Annotated in this window: 15 protein-coding genes and 1 riboswitch; of the genes, 12 read left to right on the forward strand and 3 right to left on the reverse strand. The window is 72.2% G+C overall.

Translation table 11 applies throughout. The features are described 5' to 3' along the window. Positions 1–56: 56 nt before the first annotated feature. Positions 57–2414, reverse strand: coding sequence for a chitinase C-terminal domain-containing protein (locus ABD954_RS28700; protein WP_345490306.1), 2358 nt, complete (start codon positions 2412–2414; stop codon positions 57–59). Positions 2415–2692: 278 nt separating this feature from the next. Further along, positions 2693–2822: riboswitch (FMN riboswitch) on the forward strand. A 178-nt stretch (positions 2823–3000) separates the two neighbouring features. Here ABD954_RS28700 and ribD point away from each other — a divergent pair. The 10 genes from ribD (at position 3001) to ABD954_RS28750 (ending at position 11677) form a co-directional block, all read left to right on the forward strand. Then, entirely contained in the window at positions 3001–4122 is a 1122-nt protein-coding gene (gene ribD / locus ABD954_RS28705) for a bifunctional diaminohydroxyphosphoribosylaminopyrimidine deaminase/5-amino-6-(5-phosphoribosylamino)uracil reductase RibD (RefSeq protein ID WP_345490308.1), read from the forward strand. 2 nt (positions 4123–4124) lie between these two features. Continuing rightward, positions 4125–4733, forward strand: a complete 609-nt coding sequence (locus ABD954_RS28710; RefSeq protein WP_345490310.1) for a riboflavin synthase — start codon at positions 4125–4127, stop codon at positions 4731–4733. Positions 4734–4777: 44 nt separating this feature from the next. Next, complete coding sequence (locus tag ABD954_RS28715; RefSeq protein WP_345492527.1) at positions 4778–5368, forward strand: nicotinamide mononucleotide transporter family protein; 591 nt, start codon at positions 4778–4780, stop codon at positions 5366–5368. Next, positions 5365–6645 (forward strand): bifunctional 3,4-dihydroxy-2-butanone-4-phosphate synthase/GTP cyclohydrolase II, encoded by a 1281-nt coding sequence (locus tag ABD954_RS28720; protein ID WP_345490312.1) that lies wholly within the window; start codon positions 5365–5367, stop codon positions 6643–6645. Before ABD954_RS28715 ends, ABD954_RS28720 begins: the two co-directional genes overlap by 4 nt. Positions 6646–6687: 42 nt before the next feature. Then, a complete protein-coding gene (gene ribH, locus ABD954_RS28725; RefSeq protein ID WP_024760819.1) occupies positions 6688–7173 on the forward strand; it encodes a 6,7-dimethyl-8-ribityllumazine synthase in 486 nt (161 codons plus the stop codon). A gap of 81 nt (positions 7174–7254) precedes the next feature. Beyond that, on the forward strand, positions 7255–7527 hold the full coding sequence (locus ABD954_RS28730) for a phosphoribosyl-ATP diphosphatase (RefSeq protein ID WP_116162050.1): 273 nt from the start codon (positions 7255–7257) through the stop codon (positions 7525–7527). A 49-nt stretch (positions 7528–7576) separates the two neighbouring features. After that, on the forward strand, positions 7577–8425 hold the full coding sequence (gene hisG / locus ABD954_RS28735) for an ATP phosphoribosyltransferase (RefSeq protein WP_345490316.1): 849 nt from the start codon (positions 7577–7579) through the stop codon (positions 8423–8425). Positions 8426–8515: 90 nt separating this feature from the next. Continuing rightward, positions 8516–8977: a PH domain-containing protein gene (locus ABD954_RS28740; RefSeq protein ID WP_345490318.1), complete on the forward strand. Its 462-nt coding sequence runs from the start codon at positions 8516–8518 to the stop codon at positions 8975–8977. A gap of 244 nt (positions 8978–9221) precedes the next feature. Next, on the forward strand, positions 9222–10562 hold the full coding sequence (locus ABD954_RS28745) for a hemolysin family protein (RefSeq protein ID WP_345490320.1): 1341 nt from the start codon (positions 9222–9224) through the stop codon (positions 10560–10562). Then, positions 10559–11677: a hemolysin family protein gene (locus ABD954_RS28750; protein WP_345490322.1), complete on the forward strand. Its 1119-nt coding sequence runs from the start codon at positions 10559–10561 to the stop codon at positions 11675–11677. Before ABD954_RS28745 ends, ABD954_RS28750 begins: the two co-directional genes overlap by 4 nt. Before the next feature lie 222 nt (positions 11678–11899). Here the strand turns inward: ABD954_RS28750 and ABD954_RS28755 are convergent, their stop codons facing one another. Both ABD954_RS28755 and ABD954_RS28760 read right to left on the reverse strand, forming a co-directional pair. Further along, a complete protein-coding gene (locus ABD954_RS28755) occupies positions 11900–13795 on the reverse strand; it encodes an AAA family ATPase (RefSeq protein ID WP_345490324.1) in 1896 nt (631 codons plus the stop codon). A gap of 307 nt (positions 13796–14102) precedes the next feature. Continuing rightward, positions 14103–14732: a uridine kinase family protein gene (locus tag ABD954_RS28760; RefSeq protein WP_345490325.1), complete on the reverse strand. Its 630-nt coding sequence runs from the start codon at positions 14730–14732 to the stop codon at positions 14103–14105. A gap of 186 nt (positions 14733–14918) precedes the next feature. Here ABD954_RS28760 and ABD954_RS28765 point away from each other — a divergent pair, with 186 nt between their 5' ends. Further along, positions 14919–16325, forward strand: a complete 1407-nt coding sequence (locus tag ABD954_RS28765; protein WP_345490327.1) for a peptidase C39 family protein — start codon at positions 14919–14921, stop codon at positions 16323–16325. Positions 16326–16410: 85 nt separating this feature from the next. After that, the gene (locus ABD954_RS28770) at positions 16411–16557 is read left to right on the forward strand and encodes an SCO1431 family membrane protein (protein WP_345490329.1); all 147 of its coding nucleotides are present in this window, start codon (positions 16411–16413) and stop codon (positions 16555–16557) included. The last annotated feature ends 147 nt before the right edge of the window (positions 16558–16704 follow it).

Consider the following 16704-nt stretch of genomic DNA (forward strand, 5'->3'; position numbering starts at 1 on the left):
CCCGGCGGCGGCCAAGGGCCGTGAGACCACCGCCGGGGGTCATCGGGTCGTGACGATCAGCAGGCGCCCTGGTCCCTCCAGACGCCCCACTCGCCGGTCGTGCCCGGCTCCTCGTTCTGGGTCCACCACTGGGCCTTCCAGGTGCGGCCCTTGTGGGAGACCAGGTTCCCCGCGTTGTAGACCGTGCCCGCCACGTACGCCGGCGCGGTGCAGGTGCCACCCGTGGGAGTGGGCGTGGGGGTCGGGCCGGTCGGGGTGGGCGTCGGACCGGTCGGCGTGGGCGTCGGGGTCGAGCCGCCCGGCTCCACGAGGGTCGTGCCGCGCGCCAGGTCGCCGGCGAGGGCGTACGTCGTGCCGTTGACGGTCACCGTCCAGTTCGACGGGGTCGAGACCGGCAGGTAGTAGTTGAACGACAGGTCGACGGTCGCGCCCGGGGCGAGCGACTGCCAGGCCGGGAGCTTCAGCGAGACCCGGTGGAAGTCGCCCTTCAGGCCGCCCACGTTGCCGCCCGTGTGGTCGCTGCTGATCACCTTCGTACCGAAGCCGGACTGGTCGGAGGCGTTGCCCGGGGCCGCCGTCGCGTAGTCGAACTGGAACTCGGTGCCGCCCGGCAGCGCCGTCTTCGTGTGGTTGGTGATCCTGATCTTCGGGGTGATCGGGTAGTTGGAGTCGCCGAGCTTGAAGTCGGTGAACTCCACGCCCACGTTCACGGCCTGCGTCGGCAGCGCCTTGTTGGACTTCTTCGCGCCGTACGGGGTGGCCGCCTTGAACTTGTCGTACATCAGCGAGGTGAGGGTGTCGCCCATCTCGTACTGACCCTTGGCGGCGTTCCAGTCGTAGTCGCCGGCCATCTCCCACACCATGGTGCCGCCGATGCCCCGGCTGACGACGTAGTCGGCCTTGGCGGCCACGGACTGCTCGTCCTCGGTGGACAGGAAGACCTTCTTCTGGGCGTTCCACAGCCACGGCGCGACCAGCGTGGAGTCGTACTTGCGGGCGTAGGTGCCGGTCAGCGTGGTGTTCGCGGGGAAGCCGTACTTCGTGACGTAGTCGCCGACGATCCCCTTCTCCAGGTTCTTGGCGTGCCACATCGGGTTGGAGCCGGCGGGCGACTCCTGCCCGTTGGTGTCCTTGTCGTGCCACAGGTTGTCGATGCCGACGGCGCCGTCACCGCACTTGGTCAGGCCGGAGCCGGCCGGGCAGCTGGTCGCGGCGGCCTTGCCCCACAGACCGTCGGTGCCGCCCTGCACGTTCTTGTGGCCGCGGGTGTAGTAGGGCAGGCCGATGTTGATCCGGCCGGCCGGCATGGAGCCGCGGAAGTAGTGGTACGCCCAGTCGGTGTTGAGGTAGCCGATGCCGCCGTACTGCGCGGAGCCGTAGACGTTCGCGGCGGCCAGCTCGGCGTCCTTGCCGTCGTCGAAGAGCGAGGCGTTGGGGCCGACGTACTCGTTCCAGGCGCCGTGCAGGTCGTAGGACATGATGTTGACGTAGTCCAGGTACTTCTGCACCTGGAAGGTCTCCATGCCGCGCAGCAGGTAGCCGGAGGAGGGCGCGGCGACGGTCAGCAGGTAGTGCTTCCCGTCGGTGGCGCCGGCCCGGTCGAGCTTCTCGCGCAGGGACTTCATCAAAGCGGCGTAGCCCTGGACGAGGCCGGCGCGGCGCGCGTTGGCGAGCTGCCAGTCGAGCGGGTTGCCGGCGTCCTTCATCGTCGTCGGGTACTCGTAGTCGATGTCGACGCCGTTGAAGCCGTACTTCCGGATGAAGTCGACGGCGGAGTTCGCGAACGTGTCGATCCCGGCCTGGTTGACCGACCCGTCGGCGTTGGTGGCCATCGAGTAGAAGCCGCCGGAGTTCACCCGGGTGCCGTTGTCGTCGAAGTAGCCGCCGGTCTCCGCCCAGCCGCCGACCGAGATCAGCGTCTTGACGTCCGGGTGCTGCTTCTTGAACTTGTTGAGCAGGTTGAAGTGGCCCTTGTAGGCGTACGCCGGGTCCATCTCGGCGCCCGCGACACCGGGCCAGGTCATCCCGGTGGCCGCGTTGCCGGGACCGTCCGCGCCCACGGAGAGCTTGTTGTCGCTGCCGATGTGGCCGAAGGCGTAGTTGATGTGGGTGATCTTGTCCCACGGGATGTCCTTGGCGAGGTACGCGGGCTCGCCGTTCTTGCCGGTGCGCCAGCCGGTGAAGTAGCCGATGACCCGGCGCTGGTGGTCCGCGCCCATCTTCTCGCGGCCCTCGGTGTCGTAGACCGAGCAGTACGGGACGTCGACGCCGGGCGTCTTGTGGAGGCCGTCGGGGCGACAGCTCTCGTTGTCGGCGGCGTGCGAGACGCCGCCGGAGAGCGAGCTGATCAGCAGTCCGGCGACGGCGGCGCCGGAAGCGAGCAGCGAGGCCCTCTTCTTGGTGGGGGACAGCACGATCGGTTCCTCCAGGGGAGGTCGGCAGAGCACAACAACGAACAAGGGGGTGGATCGTGTCGAGCCCGTGGAGTGCGCACGCCGGCGGGCCGTACCTCGGAGGTGACACGGAGATTAAGAGGACTAGACCAGTGCGTCAATAGGTCTGGACCAACGAGGAATTCCTCTGTGGTCCCTGACGATCCCCTGACAGGAACATGGCGCTTTGTGAGCCAGCCCACAGGGCCTCACCCGCATGGCCGCTCCCCGCCCGTGGCACACTGGCCCTGTATCAGCAGCAGCGCACTCCGGGGTCGGTGTAATTCCGAACCGGCGGTATAGTCCGCGACCCGTCCGCAGCCAGCGGCCGGTTGACCAGGTGAGATTCCTGGACCGACGGTGAAAGTCCGGATGGGAGGCAGTGCGCGGCGGGCGACCCCCACCAGGGGTGTGCCGGCCGTACGTCCGCTGGTCGCCGCATCGGCACGCGTGCCGCACCGGCGTCCCGGGGGACCCGGCCTCGCGCACCCCGTGTGAGCCGTCGTATCCGCTCTCTGTCGTCATCGACAGGCCCCGGAGTCCGTGCCCGAAGAGGCAGGAGGACCCGGTGGCCCAGCAGGCCGACATCACCGCCATGCGACGCGCGATCGCGCTCGCCGCCCGCGGCCTCGGCTCCACCAGCCCCAACCCCGTCGTCGGCTGCGTCATCACCGACGCCTCCGGCCACCAGGTCGGCGAGGGCTGGCACCAGCGCGCCGGCGGCCCGCACGCCGAGGTCCACGCCCTGCGCGAGGCCGGCGTCCTGGCCCGCGGCGGCACCGCCTACGTCACCCTCGAACCCTGCAACCACACCGGCCGCACCGGCCCCTGCGCCCAGGCCCTGATCGAGGCCGGGATCGCCCGCGTCGTCTACGCCGTCGGCGACCCGAACCCGCAGGCCACCGGCGGCGCCGACACCCTGCGCGCGGCCGGCGTGGAGGTCGGTCACGGCCTCCTGGCCGAGGAGGCCGAGGCCGGCAACATCGCCTGGCTCACCTCCGTCCGCCGCGGCCGGCCCTTCGTCCGCTGGAAGTACGCCGCCACCCTCGACGGCCGGATCGCCGCCGCCGACGGCACCTCCCGCTGGATCAGCTCCGCCGAGTCCCGCGCCGACGTCCACCGGCTGCGCGCCGAGTCCGACGCCGTCGTCGTCGGCTCGGGCACGGCCCGCGCCGACGACCCCCACCTCGCGGTACGCGGCATCGAAGGGGCCGTCCAGCCGATGCGGGTCGTCGTCGACACCGAGGCGAGCGCGGTGAAGCCGGGCGCCCGGGTCCTCGACGACGCCGCCCGCACCGTGATCGCCGTGGCCGAGGACCTGATCCCGGAGGAGACGGTGCACTTCCCCGAGACCTGGCGCCTCTCCCGCGCACCCGGCGGCGGCCTCGACATCGGCGAGCTCCTCGCCGCGCTCCACCAGCAGGGCGTCCGCTCCGTCCTCCTCGAAGGCGGCCCCACCCTCGCGGGCGCCTTCCTCGCCGCGGGCGCCGTCGACCAGGTCGTCGGCTACCTCGCCCCCGTCCTCCTCGGCGCCGGCCCCACCGCCCTCGCCGACGCCGGAATCACCACGATCGCCGACGCGTTGCGGCTCGACATCACCGAGACCGTGCGCATCGGACCCGACCTCCGCGTCACCGCCGTCCCCACGGCCACCCCCACCGCCACCTCCGCCACGTCCAAGGGAGCCTGACCGTGTTCACCGGAATCGTCGAAGAGCTGGGCGAGGTCGTCGCCGTCGAGCAGCTGGCGGACGCCTCCCGCTTCCGTCTGCGCGGCCCCCTCGTCACGGAGGGCGCCCGGCACGGCGACTCGATCGCCGTCAACGGCGTCTGCCTCACCGTGGTCGAGTCCGGCGACGGAGAATTCACCGCCGACGTGATGGCCGAGACCCTCAAGCGGTCCTCCCTCGGCGCCCTGGCGACCGGCTCCCGGGTCAACCTGGAGCGGCCCATGGCCGTCGGAGGCCGCCTCGGCGGCCACATCGTCCAGGGCCACGTGGACGGCACCGGCACCATCCTCGCGCGCACGCCCTCCGAGCACTGGGAGATCGTCAAGGTCGGCCTGCCCGCCGCCCTCGCCCGCTACGTCGTCGAGAAGGGCTCCATCACGGTCGACGGCGTCAGCCTCACCGTCGTCGAGGTCGGCGACGACTGGTTCACCATCAGCCTCATCCCCACCACCCTCGCCCTGACCACGCTCGGCATCAAGCAGCCCGGCGACCCGGTCAACCTCGAAGTGGACGTCATCGCCAAGTACGTCGAGCGGCTGCTCGGCCCGAACGCACAGGAGAACGTCAAGTGAACTGGCTCAACTCCGAGGCGTTCACCGTCTGGCACCAGCACATCATGTGGTCCGACATGATCGGCAACACGATCGGTCTGATCGCCCTGGCCCTCGGCTGGCGCCGCTCCATCCTCACCTGGCCCGCCCAGCTGCTCTCCGGCGTCGTCCTCGTCGGCGCCTACGCCTCCGCCCACCTCTCCGGCGGCGTCGGCAAGCAGCTCCTCGTCATCGGCGTCGCCGCCTGGGGCTGGTGGCAGTGGAACCGCGGCCGGCAGCAGGCACAGGACGGCTCCATCGCCGTCCGCTTCGCCAGCTGGAAGGAGCGCGGGCTGCTCCTCGCCGGCGCCGTCCTCGGCACCCTCGCCGTCGGCGGCCTGTTCACCCTCTACCCGTCGCTCTCCTGGAGCCCGTGGGCCGACGCGTACATCTTCGTCGGCACCCTCGTCGCGATGGTCGCCCAGGCCCGCGGTCTGGTCGAGTTCTGGTTCGCCTGGCTGCTGGTCGACCTCGTCGGCGTCCCCCTCGCCTTCAGCAGCGGCCTCGCCTTCTCCGGCCTGGTCTACGTCATCTACTTCGCCCTCGTCATCTGGGGCATGCGCGACTGGTGGCTCCGGACGCGTACGGCTCCCGTCCTGGAAGGAGCAGCGGCATGAGCACGGCACCCCTCCTGTTCGACGCCACCGACCTCGCCCTCGACCCCGTCGAGCAGGCCATCCGCGACATCGCGGCGGGCCGCCCCGTCGTCGTGGTCGACGACGAGGACCGCGAGAACGAGGGCGACCTCGTCATCGCCGCCGAGATGGCCACCCCCGAGGTCGTCGCCTTCATGATGAGCGAGTGCCGCGGCCTGATCTGCGCCCCCATGGAGCACGAGGAGCTGGAGCGCCTCCAGCTGCCCCAGATGGTCGACCACAACACCGAGTCGATGAAGACCGCCTTCACCGTCTCCGTCGACGCGGCCCCCGCCCACGGCGTCACCACCGGCATCTCCGCCGCCGACCGCGCCACCACCCTGCGCATGCTCGCCAGCGGCGCGTACGAGCCGTCCGACTTCGTCCGCCCCGGCCACATCTTCCCGCTGCGCGCCAAGGAAGGCGGCGTCCTGGTCCGCAACGGCCACACCGAGGCCGCCGTCGACCTCGCCCGGCTCGCGGGACTGCGCCCGGCCGGCGCGATCGTCGAGATCGCCGGCGAGGACGGCGTCATGCTGCGGCTGCCGGAGCTCATCCCCTTCGCCCGCAAGCACGGCCTGACGATCATCTCCATCGAGGACCTGATCGCCTACCGCCGCTCGGCCGAGCCGACCGTCCGCCGCGAGGCCGAGGTCCACCTGCCCACCGCGCACGGCGAGTTCACCGCGTACGGCTACCGCTCCACCGTCGACGGCGTCGAGCACGTCGCCCTCGTCCACGGTGACATCGGCGACGGCGAGGACGTCCTGGTGCGGGTCCACTCCGAGTGCCTGACCGGAGACGTCTTCCACTCGCTGCGCTGCGACTGCGGCCCCCAGCTCCAGGCGTCCATGGACCGCATCACCGAGGCCGGCCGCGGCGTCGTCGTCTATCTGCGCGGCCACGAGGGCCGCGGCATCGGCCTGCTGTCCAAGCTGCGCGCCTACGAACTCCAGGAGCGCGGCCGCGACACCCTCGACGCCAACCTGGAGCTCGGCCTCCCGGCCGACGCCCGCGACTACGCCGCCGGCGCCCAGATCCTCGCCGACCTCGGGGTCCGCAGCCTGCGGCTCATGACCAACAACCCCGACAAGATCGACGCCCTCACCCGCCACGGCCTGAAGGTCGAGGCCCGCGAGCCCATGCCCGTCACGGCGGGCGAGCACAATCTCCGCTACCTGCGCACCAAGCGCGACCGGATGGGCCACGACCTGCCCTGGCTGGACGGCTCCCCGGCCGCCACCTGCGGCAACCAGTAAATCCGCGTAATCCGTACCTACGAACGACCGGCAAGGAGCAACATGAGCGGCAAGGGCGCACCCGTCCTCAGCGTGAAGAACTGCGGCGACCTCCGCGTCGCGGTCATCGCGGCCCAGTGGCACGAGAAGATCATGGACGGCCTCGTCGACGGCGCCCTGCGCGCCCTGAGCGAACTCGGCATCGACGAGCCCACCCTGCTGCGCGTCCCGGGCAGCTTCGAGCTCCCCGTCGTGGCCAAGGTCCTCGCCGGCCGCGGCTACGATGCCATCGTGGCGCTCGGCGTCGTCATCCGCGGCGGAACGCCGCACTTCGAGTACGTGTGCCAGGGCGTCACCCACGGCCTCACCCAGGTCTCGATCGACACCGGCGTACCCGTCGGATTCGGCGTCCTGACCGTCGATAACGAGGAGCAGGCCCTCGACCGGGCCGGCCTCGAGGGCTCCTCCGAGGACAAGGGCCACGAGGCCGTCACCGCCGCCGTCGCCACCGCGACCACGCTGCGCACGGTCAGCGAACCCTGGCGCTGAGTGCCCCACCCGTCACCCGCCACCACCCCTGACGGAGGCGCTGAGCGCCCGCCTTCTCACACCCCGTACTCTTAGGACATCATGGCGAACAAAACCTTCGAAGAGCTCTTCGCCGAGCTCAAGCTCAAGGCCGAGACCGGCGACCCGGCGACCTCCCGCACCGCGGAACTGGTCGGCAAGGGCGTCCATGCCATCGGCAAGAAGGTCGTCGAGGAGGCCGCCGAGGTCTGGATGGCCGCCGAGTACGAGGGCAAGGAAGCCGCCGCCGAGGAGATCTCGCAGCTGCTGTACCACGTCCAGGTGATGATGGTCGCCCGCGGGATCTCCCTCGACGACGTCTACGCCCACCTCTGAGCACCACCCGCACACCCCCCGAACTCCTGAGGCAAAGGAAGCCCACCCCATGCTGCGCATCGCCGTCCCCAACAAGGGTTCTCTCTCCGGACCTGCGATGGAGATGCTCCATGAGGCGGGCTACCGGCAGCGCAAGGAGTCCAAGGAGCTCGTCACCGTCGACCCGGACAACGACGTGGAGTTCTTCTACCTCCGCCCGAAGGACATCGCGATCTACGTGGCGTCCGGCCGGCTCGACATCGGCATCACCGGCCGCGACCTGCTCCTGGACTCCGGCGCCAACGCCGAGGAGATCCTGCCGCTGAACTTCGGCCGCTCCACCTTCCGCTACGCCACCCGGCCCGGCACCGCGAGCGGCCCCGCCGACTTCCACGGGATGACGATCGCCACCTCCTACGAGGGCATCGTCGCCAAGCACCTCGCCGAGCAGGGCGTCGACGCCTCCGTCGTCCACCTCGACGGCGCCGTCGAGACCGCGATCCAGCTCGGCGTCGCCGAGATCATCGCCGACGTCGTCGAGACCGGCACCAGCCTGCGCAACGCCGGACTCGAGGTCATCGGCGAGCCGATCCTCACCTCCGAGGCCGTCGTCGTCCGGCGCACCGGCGCCCCCACCGACGACCCCAAGGTCCAGCAGTTCCTGCGCCGCCTCCAGGGCGTCCTGGTCGCCCGCAGCTACGTGATGATGGACTACGACTGCCGCGCCGAGCACCTGGAGCAGGCCGTCGCCCTCACCCCCGGCCTGGAGTCGCCCACCGTCTCGCCCCTCCACAACGAGGGCTGGGTCGCCGTCCGCGCCATGGTCCCCGCCAAGGAGGCGCAGAAGGTCATGGACGACCTGTACGAACTGGGTGCCCGGGCCATCCTCACCACGGCCATCCACGCCTGCCGCCTCTGACCCGCCGCCCGCGCGCCGCCGCCGGCGAGGCGCGCACCCGCCGTCCGCGGGCACCCGCTGCCCGCACGCACCCGCACTGCTAGGAAGCGCATGTCCGACGCCACCGCCCCCGCCCTCCCGGTCACCTTCCGGCCCGGCCGCACCCGGGCGGTGCTGCTGACCATCGGGACCGTGATGTTCGTGGTCATCACCGCGGTCGCGATGATGCTGGAGCGGCTCAACCCGGGGGAGCGGGTCAGCTTCGTGTTCACCGCCGCGCTCTTCCTCGGCGTCCTGGTGCTGCTCAGCCGCCCCAAGGTCGTCGCCGACGACGAGGGCGTCACGGTCGTCAACATCACCCGGACACGCCGACTCGCGTGGGCGGAGATCCTCCGGGTCAACCTGCGCCCCGGCGACCCCTGGGTCTTCCTCGACCTGAGCGACGGCACCAGCCTGCCCGCGCTCGGCATCCAGCCCGGAATCGCCAAGCAGCAGGCCATCCGGGACGCCCGCGCGCTGCGCGCCCTCGCCGAGAGCAAGGGCACCGGAGCGGAGTCGGCCGGGACGGCCTGAGACCCCGGCCCGTCCCGGACCGGCCCCGGTCCGTCCCCCATACGGGGCCGACCCCCTGCCCGCGACGGCACGGGCGTGACTACTCTTTGAGGCGGTGGTGCCAGGGGCACCACCGCCTCGCATGTTGTGCAGGGCCGCCGCCGGCGGCCCGCGAGGCCGCCCTTCGACCCGAGGAGTGACTCCCTCCGGCAATGGACGGATCGTCCGGTAGTACCCGCGCCGCCCTCTTCCCCGAGGCGGCGGCATGATCGTCTCCCTCTCGCTGCTCGCCGCGGCATTCCTCCTGATCCTCGCCAACGGCTTCTTCGTGGCCGCCGAGTTCGGCCTCGTGACCGTGGAACGCGCCGACGCCGAGCGCGCCGCCGCCGAAGGCGACCGCCGGGCCCGCGGCGTCGTCAGGGCGCTGCGCGAGCTGTCCTTCCAGCTCTCCGGCACCCAGCTCGGCATCACCCTCACCTCGCTCGTCACCGGCATGCTCGCCGAGCCCGCGCTCGCCGGGCTGCTCGACGGACCGCTCACCGCGACCGGGCTGCCCGCCGGGGCCGTCTCCGGCATCGCCGTGGTCGTGGGCATGCTCCTGGCGTCCGGCGTGCAGATGGTGGTCGGCGAACTCGTGCCCAAGAACTGGGCGGTTTCCCGGCCGCTCCAGGTGGCCCGGTTCGTCGCCGGACCGCAGCACGTCTTCGCCACCCTCTTCCGGCCCGTGATCACCCTGCTCAACACGGTCGCCAACCGGCTCGTCCGGCTGTTCGGCGTCGAGCCGGCGGACGAGCTCGACTCCGTCCGCACGCCGGGCGAGCTCGTCGCCCTCGCCCGCCACTCGGCCCGGGCCGGCGCCCTCGAACAGGACACCGCCGACCTCTTCGTACGGACGCTGTCCTTCGGCGGGCTCACCGCGGAGCAGCTGATGACCCCGCGGGTGAAGGTGAGCGCCCTGCAGTCGGACGCCACCGCGGCCGACGTCGTCAACCTCACCCGCGCCACCGGCCTGTCCCGGTTCCCCGTCTACCGCGAGCGGATCGACGAGATCGTCGGCATGGTCCACCTCAAGGACGCCCTCGCCGTCGTCCCGCACGAGCGGCACCGCGTCCCCGTGGGCCGGATCGCCGTCCCGCCGCTGCTCGTCCCCGAGTCCCTGCCGGCCCGCACGCTCCTGGAGCGGCTGCGCCGGGAGCAGCCGATCGCCGTCGTCGTGGACGAGTACGGGGGAACCGCCGGGGTCGTCACCCTGGAGGACATCGTCGAGGAGCTCGTCGGCGAGGTGCGCGACGAGCACGACACCGCCGCCGACGAACGGCCCGAACTGGCCGCCGTGCCCTCCGAGGACGGCTCGCAGATCTGGGAGGCCGACGGCTCCTGCCGGGTGCACACCCTGCACCGGATAGGTCTCGACGTGCCCGAGGGGCCGTACGAGACGGTCGCCGGGCTCGTCGCCGATCTGCTCGGGCGCATCCCCGCCCCGGGTGACCGGGCCGAACTTCCCGGCTGGCGGCTCTCCGTGCGCCAGGTGGACCGCTACCGCGCCGAACGGGTGCGGATCACGCGCACCGCCCAGGTGCCGGCCTCGGCGGAGGCGGTCCGATGAGTCTGCTTCCCCTGCTCTTCGCCGTCCTGCTGGTCCTGGCCAACGGGTTCTTCGTCGGCGCGGAGTTCGCGCTGGTCTCCGTGCGGCGCAGCCAGATCGAGCCGCTGGGCGGCAAGCGGGCCCGCCAGGTCCTCCACGGCCTGGAGAACCTGCCGCAGATGATGGCCGCCGCACAGTTCGGCATCACCGTCTGCTCGCTGACGCTCGGCGCCGTCGCCGAGCCGACCGTGGCACGGCTGCTCGAACCCGTCTTCCACGCCGTGGGCGTGCCGGAGGGCCTGATCCATCCGCTCGGGTACGTGCTCGCGCTCGCCGCGGTGGTCTTCCTCCACCTGGTGATCGGCGAGATGGTCCCGAAGAACCTCGCCATGGCCGACCCCGAGCGGACCGCGCTGTGGCTCGCCCCCGCCCTCGTCGGCTTCGCCCGGCTCTGCCGGCCGGTGACCCGCGCGCTGGGCGCCTGCGCCCGGGTCGTCCTGCGCGCCTTCGGGGTCGAGCCGAAGGACGAGGTGGAGGCGGTCTTCACCAGTACCCAGCTGGGCCGGCTCGTCGAGGACGCCGGCCAGGCCGGGCTCCTCGACCCGGCCGAACAGGAGCGCCTGGAGGACGCCCTGGAGCTGGGCACCCGCCCGGTGACGGACGTCCTCATCCCCTCGGCCTCGCTGGTGACGGTCCCCCCGTCCGTCACCCCGCGCGAGATCGAGGAGCTGACGGTCAGGACCGGCTACTCCCGCTTCCCCGTACGTGGCGAGGGTCGGGGCGGCGCCTTCATGGGCTTCGTGCACGTGAAGGACGTCCTCGACCTGGAGGAGGAGGAACGGGCGGTGCCCCAGCAGGTCTGGCGGCCGATGGCCACCCTCCGGGCCGAGCTGCCGCTGGACGACGCGCTCACGGTGATGCGCCGGGCCGCGACCCATCTGGCCCAGGTGGCGGACGCCTCGGGGCGGGTGCTCGGCCTCGTCGCCCTGGAGGACGTCCTGGAGACGCTGGTGGGCGAGGTCCGCGACCCGGCCCACCGGGTGGCGTCGCCACCGCGTCCGTCTGCGCAGGGGCAGTCGCCCCAGGCCCAGTCGCCGTCGCAGCCGTCGAGGCCGGCGGAGGCGCTGACGCGCTGAGCGGGCGCGGGATCCGATATCCACGATCCGATGCGCCATCCTGGATATCGGATCCTGGATATCGGATCCTGGATATCGGATCTTGGATCCGATCCGATCCGCATCGGTCCGCGGACGTGGATCCCGGATCCTGGATCCTCAATCCAAGGTCCCGGATCCAGGATCCAAGGTCCCGGATCCTGGATCCGATCCGTGGACCGGCCCCCGCGTCGGATCCCCCCGTCAGATCCCCGGCGGTTCCTGCGGGCCGCGGTTCGCCGGACCGCGGCCCGACAGCACCTCCCCGTACGCCTGCATCAGATCCGGCAGCCGCAGCGTGGCGAGGTCCTCGCGGTTCGGGGTGCCCGGGTAACCGGACAGCCGCAGATCGCGGTAGGCGCAGGACTTCTCGTACAGGGTGCGCAGGAAGCGGCCGTTGCCGAGTTCGTCGATCCAGCCCTGCTCGACGACGTGCGCGCTGATCGAGCGCAGCTCGTCGAGGGCCTCCTCGTCCCAGCCGTCGCCGTTGGCGGCGGCCAGCACCTCGCCGATCGCCGTGAGCTCGCGGGGGCGGTACGAGGGGAAGTCCACCCGGGTCGTGAAGCGGGAGGACAGCCCGGGATTGGTCGCGAGGAGCCGGTCCATCCCCTCGGGATAGCCGGCCAGGATCACGACCAGGTGGTCGCGGTTGTCCTCGGCGCGCTTCAGGAGGACCTGGAGGGCCTCGTCGCCGTAGGCGTCGCCCTTGCTGTAGCCGGTGTTGGAGAGCGAGTACGCCTCGTCGACGAAGAGCACCCCGCCGACCGCCGAGTCGATCAGCTCGTTGGCCTTGACCGCGGTCTGGCCCAGGAACTCGCCGACCAGGTCGGCCCGCTGCGCCTCCACCAGATGGTCGCCGCCGAGCAGCCCGAGTGCGTAGAAGACCCGGCCGAGGATGCGGGCCACCGTGGTCTTCCCGGTGCCGGAGGGGCCGGAGAAGACGAAGTGCCGTTTCGGCGGCTGGACCGGAAGGCCCTGCCCCGCTCGCAGCCGGGCCATCTCCAGCTGCGCCGACAGCGCCTTCACCTGTCGCTTGACCGGCTCCATGCCGACCATCCGCTCCAGCTCCGCGAGCGCCTCCGCCAGCAGCGCCGGGTCCGTGGGGCTTGCCGGGAAGCGCGACGGCACCGGCTGCCGTGGGACCGCCGCCTTCTGGCGCACCACGTCCGGCGGCTCCGGAGGAGCGGGCGCGGGCGGCGGGGCGGCCTCCGGCTTCAGGAGCAGGCCGTCACCGGCCGGGACGTCCGGGTCGGCGCGCTCGCCGTCCACCGTGTCCTGGCCGAGCCCTCCGTACATCGCGGGCGCGAGCCCCATCGGGTCGTCCGGCCCCTCGAAGCCGTCGTACTCGGCGATGGCCGCGAGCCGGGCCGCCGTGTCCATGAAGGACGGGTCGATCCGGTGCACCGCCCGGTACAGGGGCAGCGCGGCGGCGGTCCGGCCGGTGCCCTCGTGCGCCCGGGCCAGCCAGTAGCGCAGTTCCTTGCGCTGCGGCTGCTCGCTGCGGCAGCGCATGAGTGCCGTGGAGAGGAGCGGCTCCGCCTGCCCGTACATCTCCAGACGCACCCGGGCCATGCCGCCGAAAAGCCCCGCCTCGATGCCGAGCATCGGGTCGTCGACCAGCGGCTCGGTGTGCCGCACCAGCTGCTCCCAGTCCTTGACCAGATACGAGCGGCAGGCGTGCAGGAAGCGGACCTGGGGGTCGGTGTCGACGGGCGGCAGGCCGGCGAGCGCCCGGTCGAGCTCGGGGACGTGACGTCCGTCGAGCCAGTGCGAGGCGTGCGCGAGCAGCAGATCGCGCGGGCTCTCCAGCACCGGCTGCACCCACCAGCCCAGCCAGTACCAGGAGTTCAGGTTCCTTCGGTGCCGGGCCCGCTGCTCGCCGAACCGCTCGCGGTTGCGGTACATCCGCAACAGCGCGGTCGTGGTGTCGACCCGCAGCGCGTGCAGACCGAGCCAGCCGTCGGCCATGCCGGGATCGATGCGCACCGCCGTACGGAACTCCTCCTCGGCCTGCGGATAGGCGCCCATCGTGTAGGCGTCGACTCCGCGCAGCCAGGCGAGCTCGGCGGGGGCATGCGTGCCCTGTGTGCCGAAGTCCATTCGGGTCCCCCACAACCGTCTACACGTGGACGGGAATTGACCGCACCGAGGGGCATCGTACCTGCGCAGGGGGTGCGTGAAGAGGGAGAAGGAGCCGATCGGCCGTGACCGACGCGATCCGCCGACGGCTCGCGCGCCGTGACCCTCGGTGAGCGTGAGGGCAGAACGAAGCCCCCGATCACGGGGGAACAACCGGGGGCTTCGCGTCCGCGGCGGCCCCGAAGAGCCGCACATTGAGAACGTAAGACCTCTACGCCCCTTGGGTCAAGCCGAGTTGGGGCACTTGCGGAAGTGGAGTTCCGCCGGCTCAGTTTGCGGCCGAGGAGTCCTCACGGTGGGTGATGATCTGGTGCGGACCTGCTGCCACAGAAGGTCCCGGAAGGCACTCGTACCCCTCGGCTCGCTCCCGTACCAACGTATCGGCGAACGGCCGCGAGGGGTTCGCCGCGAAATGGCGAGTCTCCGCCACCGTCCAGCCGTCCCAGAAAGAGGAGAGGGCGGGGCCGTCACGACGCCGGCCGCGCACCCAGGACGCCTCGGGACCGCGCTCCATCCACAGCAGCCCCGCCAGGAACGGCCGCAGCTCCCGCCGCCCGGCCCCCACGCCCTCCACCAGCACCACCGGTGCCGGGGGAAGCTCCCTGGGCGGTCCGAAGGCGCGCAGATTCCAGTCGTACGGGTGATACAGCGCCGTCTCGCCCCGGGAGAGCGGCCCGATCACCTGGTCGAGCATCCGGCCCGTCCACGCGAAGAGCTCGGCGTGGGTGGCGAGGTCGTCGAGGTGCAGGACCGGGGCCCCGCCGAGAGCCGCGGCGAGCCGGGCGGCGAGCGTGGACTTGCCGGAGCCCGCGTGGCCGTCGACCGCGACGAGCCGCACCGGACCGCAGGAGGGCGGCAGCCGGCGCAGGCGGGCGGCCACGCGGTCCAGGTCGTTCATGGCCCCCAGGGTAGGCGAGCCGACGGGAGCGGGACGCCGCAGGTCAGCGCCGCCCGCGGCGTCATCGGTCGAGACCAATATTGCTCGGGCGGCACGCGGCGAATCGCTGGCAGAACGCGTCCGCGAGCCGCGATAGTGGGCGCGCAGCCCGTCCGTTCGCCACCACCGACTGGAGGGTCACCGCCCATGCCCCCTTCCCCCGCCTCGGCCCCCCGCAGAACCGTCCTCGCCGCGCTCGCGGCCGCCGCTGGCACCGCCGCGACCGCGGCCACCGCGGCACCCGCCGCCGCGCTGACCGGTGCCTGCTCCGACCCCGCGACCTGCCCCGACGAGGCCGGGGGCGACCACGCCCCGGCGCCCGGCGGCCCGGTCGACAACCGCTTCTGGCACACGTACACCGACTGGCGCTGCGGCACCGCCGCCGGCACCCGGGCCGTCGCCGGCCACCGCCCCGCCCTGGTCATCGACACCCCGGCCGGCCGCACCGACTACACCGACCCGCACACCGGCCGCACGGCCGCCTGGGAGTACGCGGTGTGGACCTCGCCCGTCCACACCTCCGCCGTCCCCGCCACCGAGGTCGTCACCTCCTGGAACGCCCACACCCCGCCCGGCACCTGGCTCCAGGCCGAACTGGCCGGCACCTACGGCGACGGCACCGGGACGCCGTGGTTCGTGATGGGCCGCTGGGCCGCCGGCGACACCGACATCCGCCGCACCTCGGTCGACGACCAGAGCGACGGCAGGGCCTCCGTCTGGACCGACACCCTCTCCGTCGACGACCCGGCGAGCGGCCTGAGGCTCGTCTCGTACCGGCTGCGCGTCACCCTGTACCGCAGGCCCGGCACGACCCTGACCCCCGTGGTGTGGCGGCTCGGCGCGATGGCCTCGGACGTCCCGGACCGGTTCACCGTGCCCCCCTCCGAGCCCGGCCTCGACCACGAGCTGATCGTGCCGCGCTACTCGCAGAACACCCACATCGGCCAGTACCCGGAGTACGACAACGGCGGCGAGGCGTGGTGCAGCCCCACCTCCTCGCAGATGATCGTCGAGTACTGGGGCCGGCGGCCCTCGCCCGCCGACCTGGCGTGGGTGGACCCGGCCTTCGCCGACCCCCAGGTCTGCCACGCGGCCCGCTTCACCTACGACCACCAGTACGCGGGCTGCGGCAACTGGACCTTCAACGCCGCCTACGCCGCCACCTACCCCGACATGAACGCGGTCGTGACCCGCCTGCGCTCCCTCACCGACCTGGAGACCCTGATCGGGGCCGGAATTCCGGCCATCACCTCCCAGTCCTTCCGCAAGGAGGAACTGACCGGGGCGGGATACGGCACCTCCGGCCACCTCATGACCGTGATCGGCTTCACCGCGGACGGCGACGTGATCGCCAACGACCCGGCCTCGCCCAGCAACGAGGCGGTCCGCCGGGTCTACCGGCGGCGCGAGTGGGAGAGCATCTGGCTGCGCACCAAGCGCTACAACGCCGCCGGCAAAGTGGTGTCCGGCACAGGCGGGGTCTGCTACCTCTTCTTCCCCGACCGGCCGACTCCCGCCCAGCGCAAGGCGCTTGCCGCCGTCGGCGTCCGCTGACGCGTCCGCGCCTCCCCGGGGCGAGCGACGGCGGCGTGATCTGCGTCGCTGCCCCGGGCCCGGGCGGCCTGGCACGCTGAGCGCCATGACCGCGACCTCTCACGCCGCCGCCCGTGCCCGCGTCCGCACCGGCGGCCCGAAGACCGACGGACCGAAGGTCCTGGAGCACCTCCTCGGCTGGACCCTGGTGATCGTCCTGGCCATGTTCGTCACCCAGGCCGGCCTGATGTGACGAGCTGAGCCCCGGCCGGACGTGCCCCCGGTCAGGGGGGCCCGCCGCCGCCCCGCACGGGCGGCGCGGTCCGGGCCGGTCGCCCGCACCGGCCGGGCCCGCCCTCGGGCCGTGAGCGGGCGCCGCCGAACGGGCATACTCCACCCG

The organism is Streptomyces roseoviridis (assembly GCF_039535235.1).
GTDB classification, from domain to species: domain Bacteria; phylum Actinomycetota; class Actinomycetes; order Streptomycetales; family Streptomycetaceae; genus Streptomyces; species Streptomyces roseoviridis.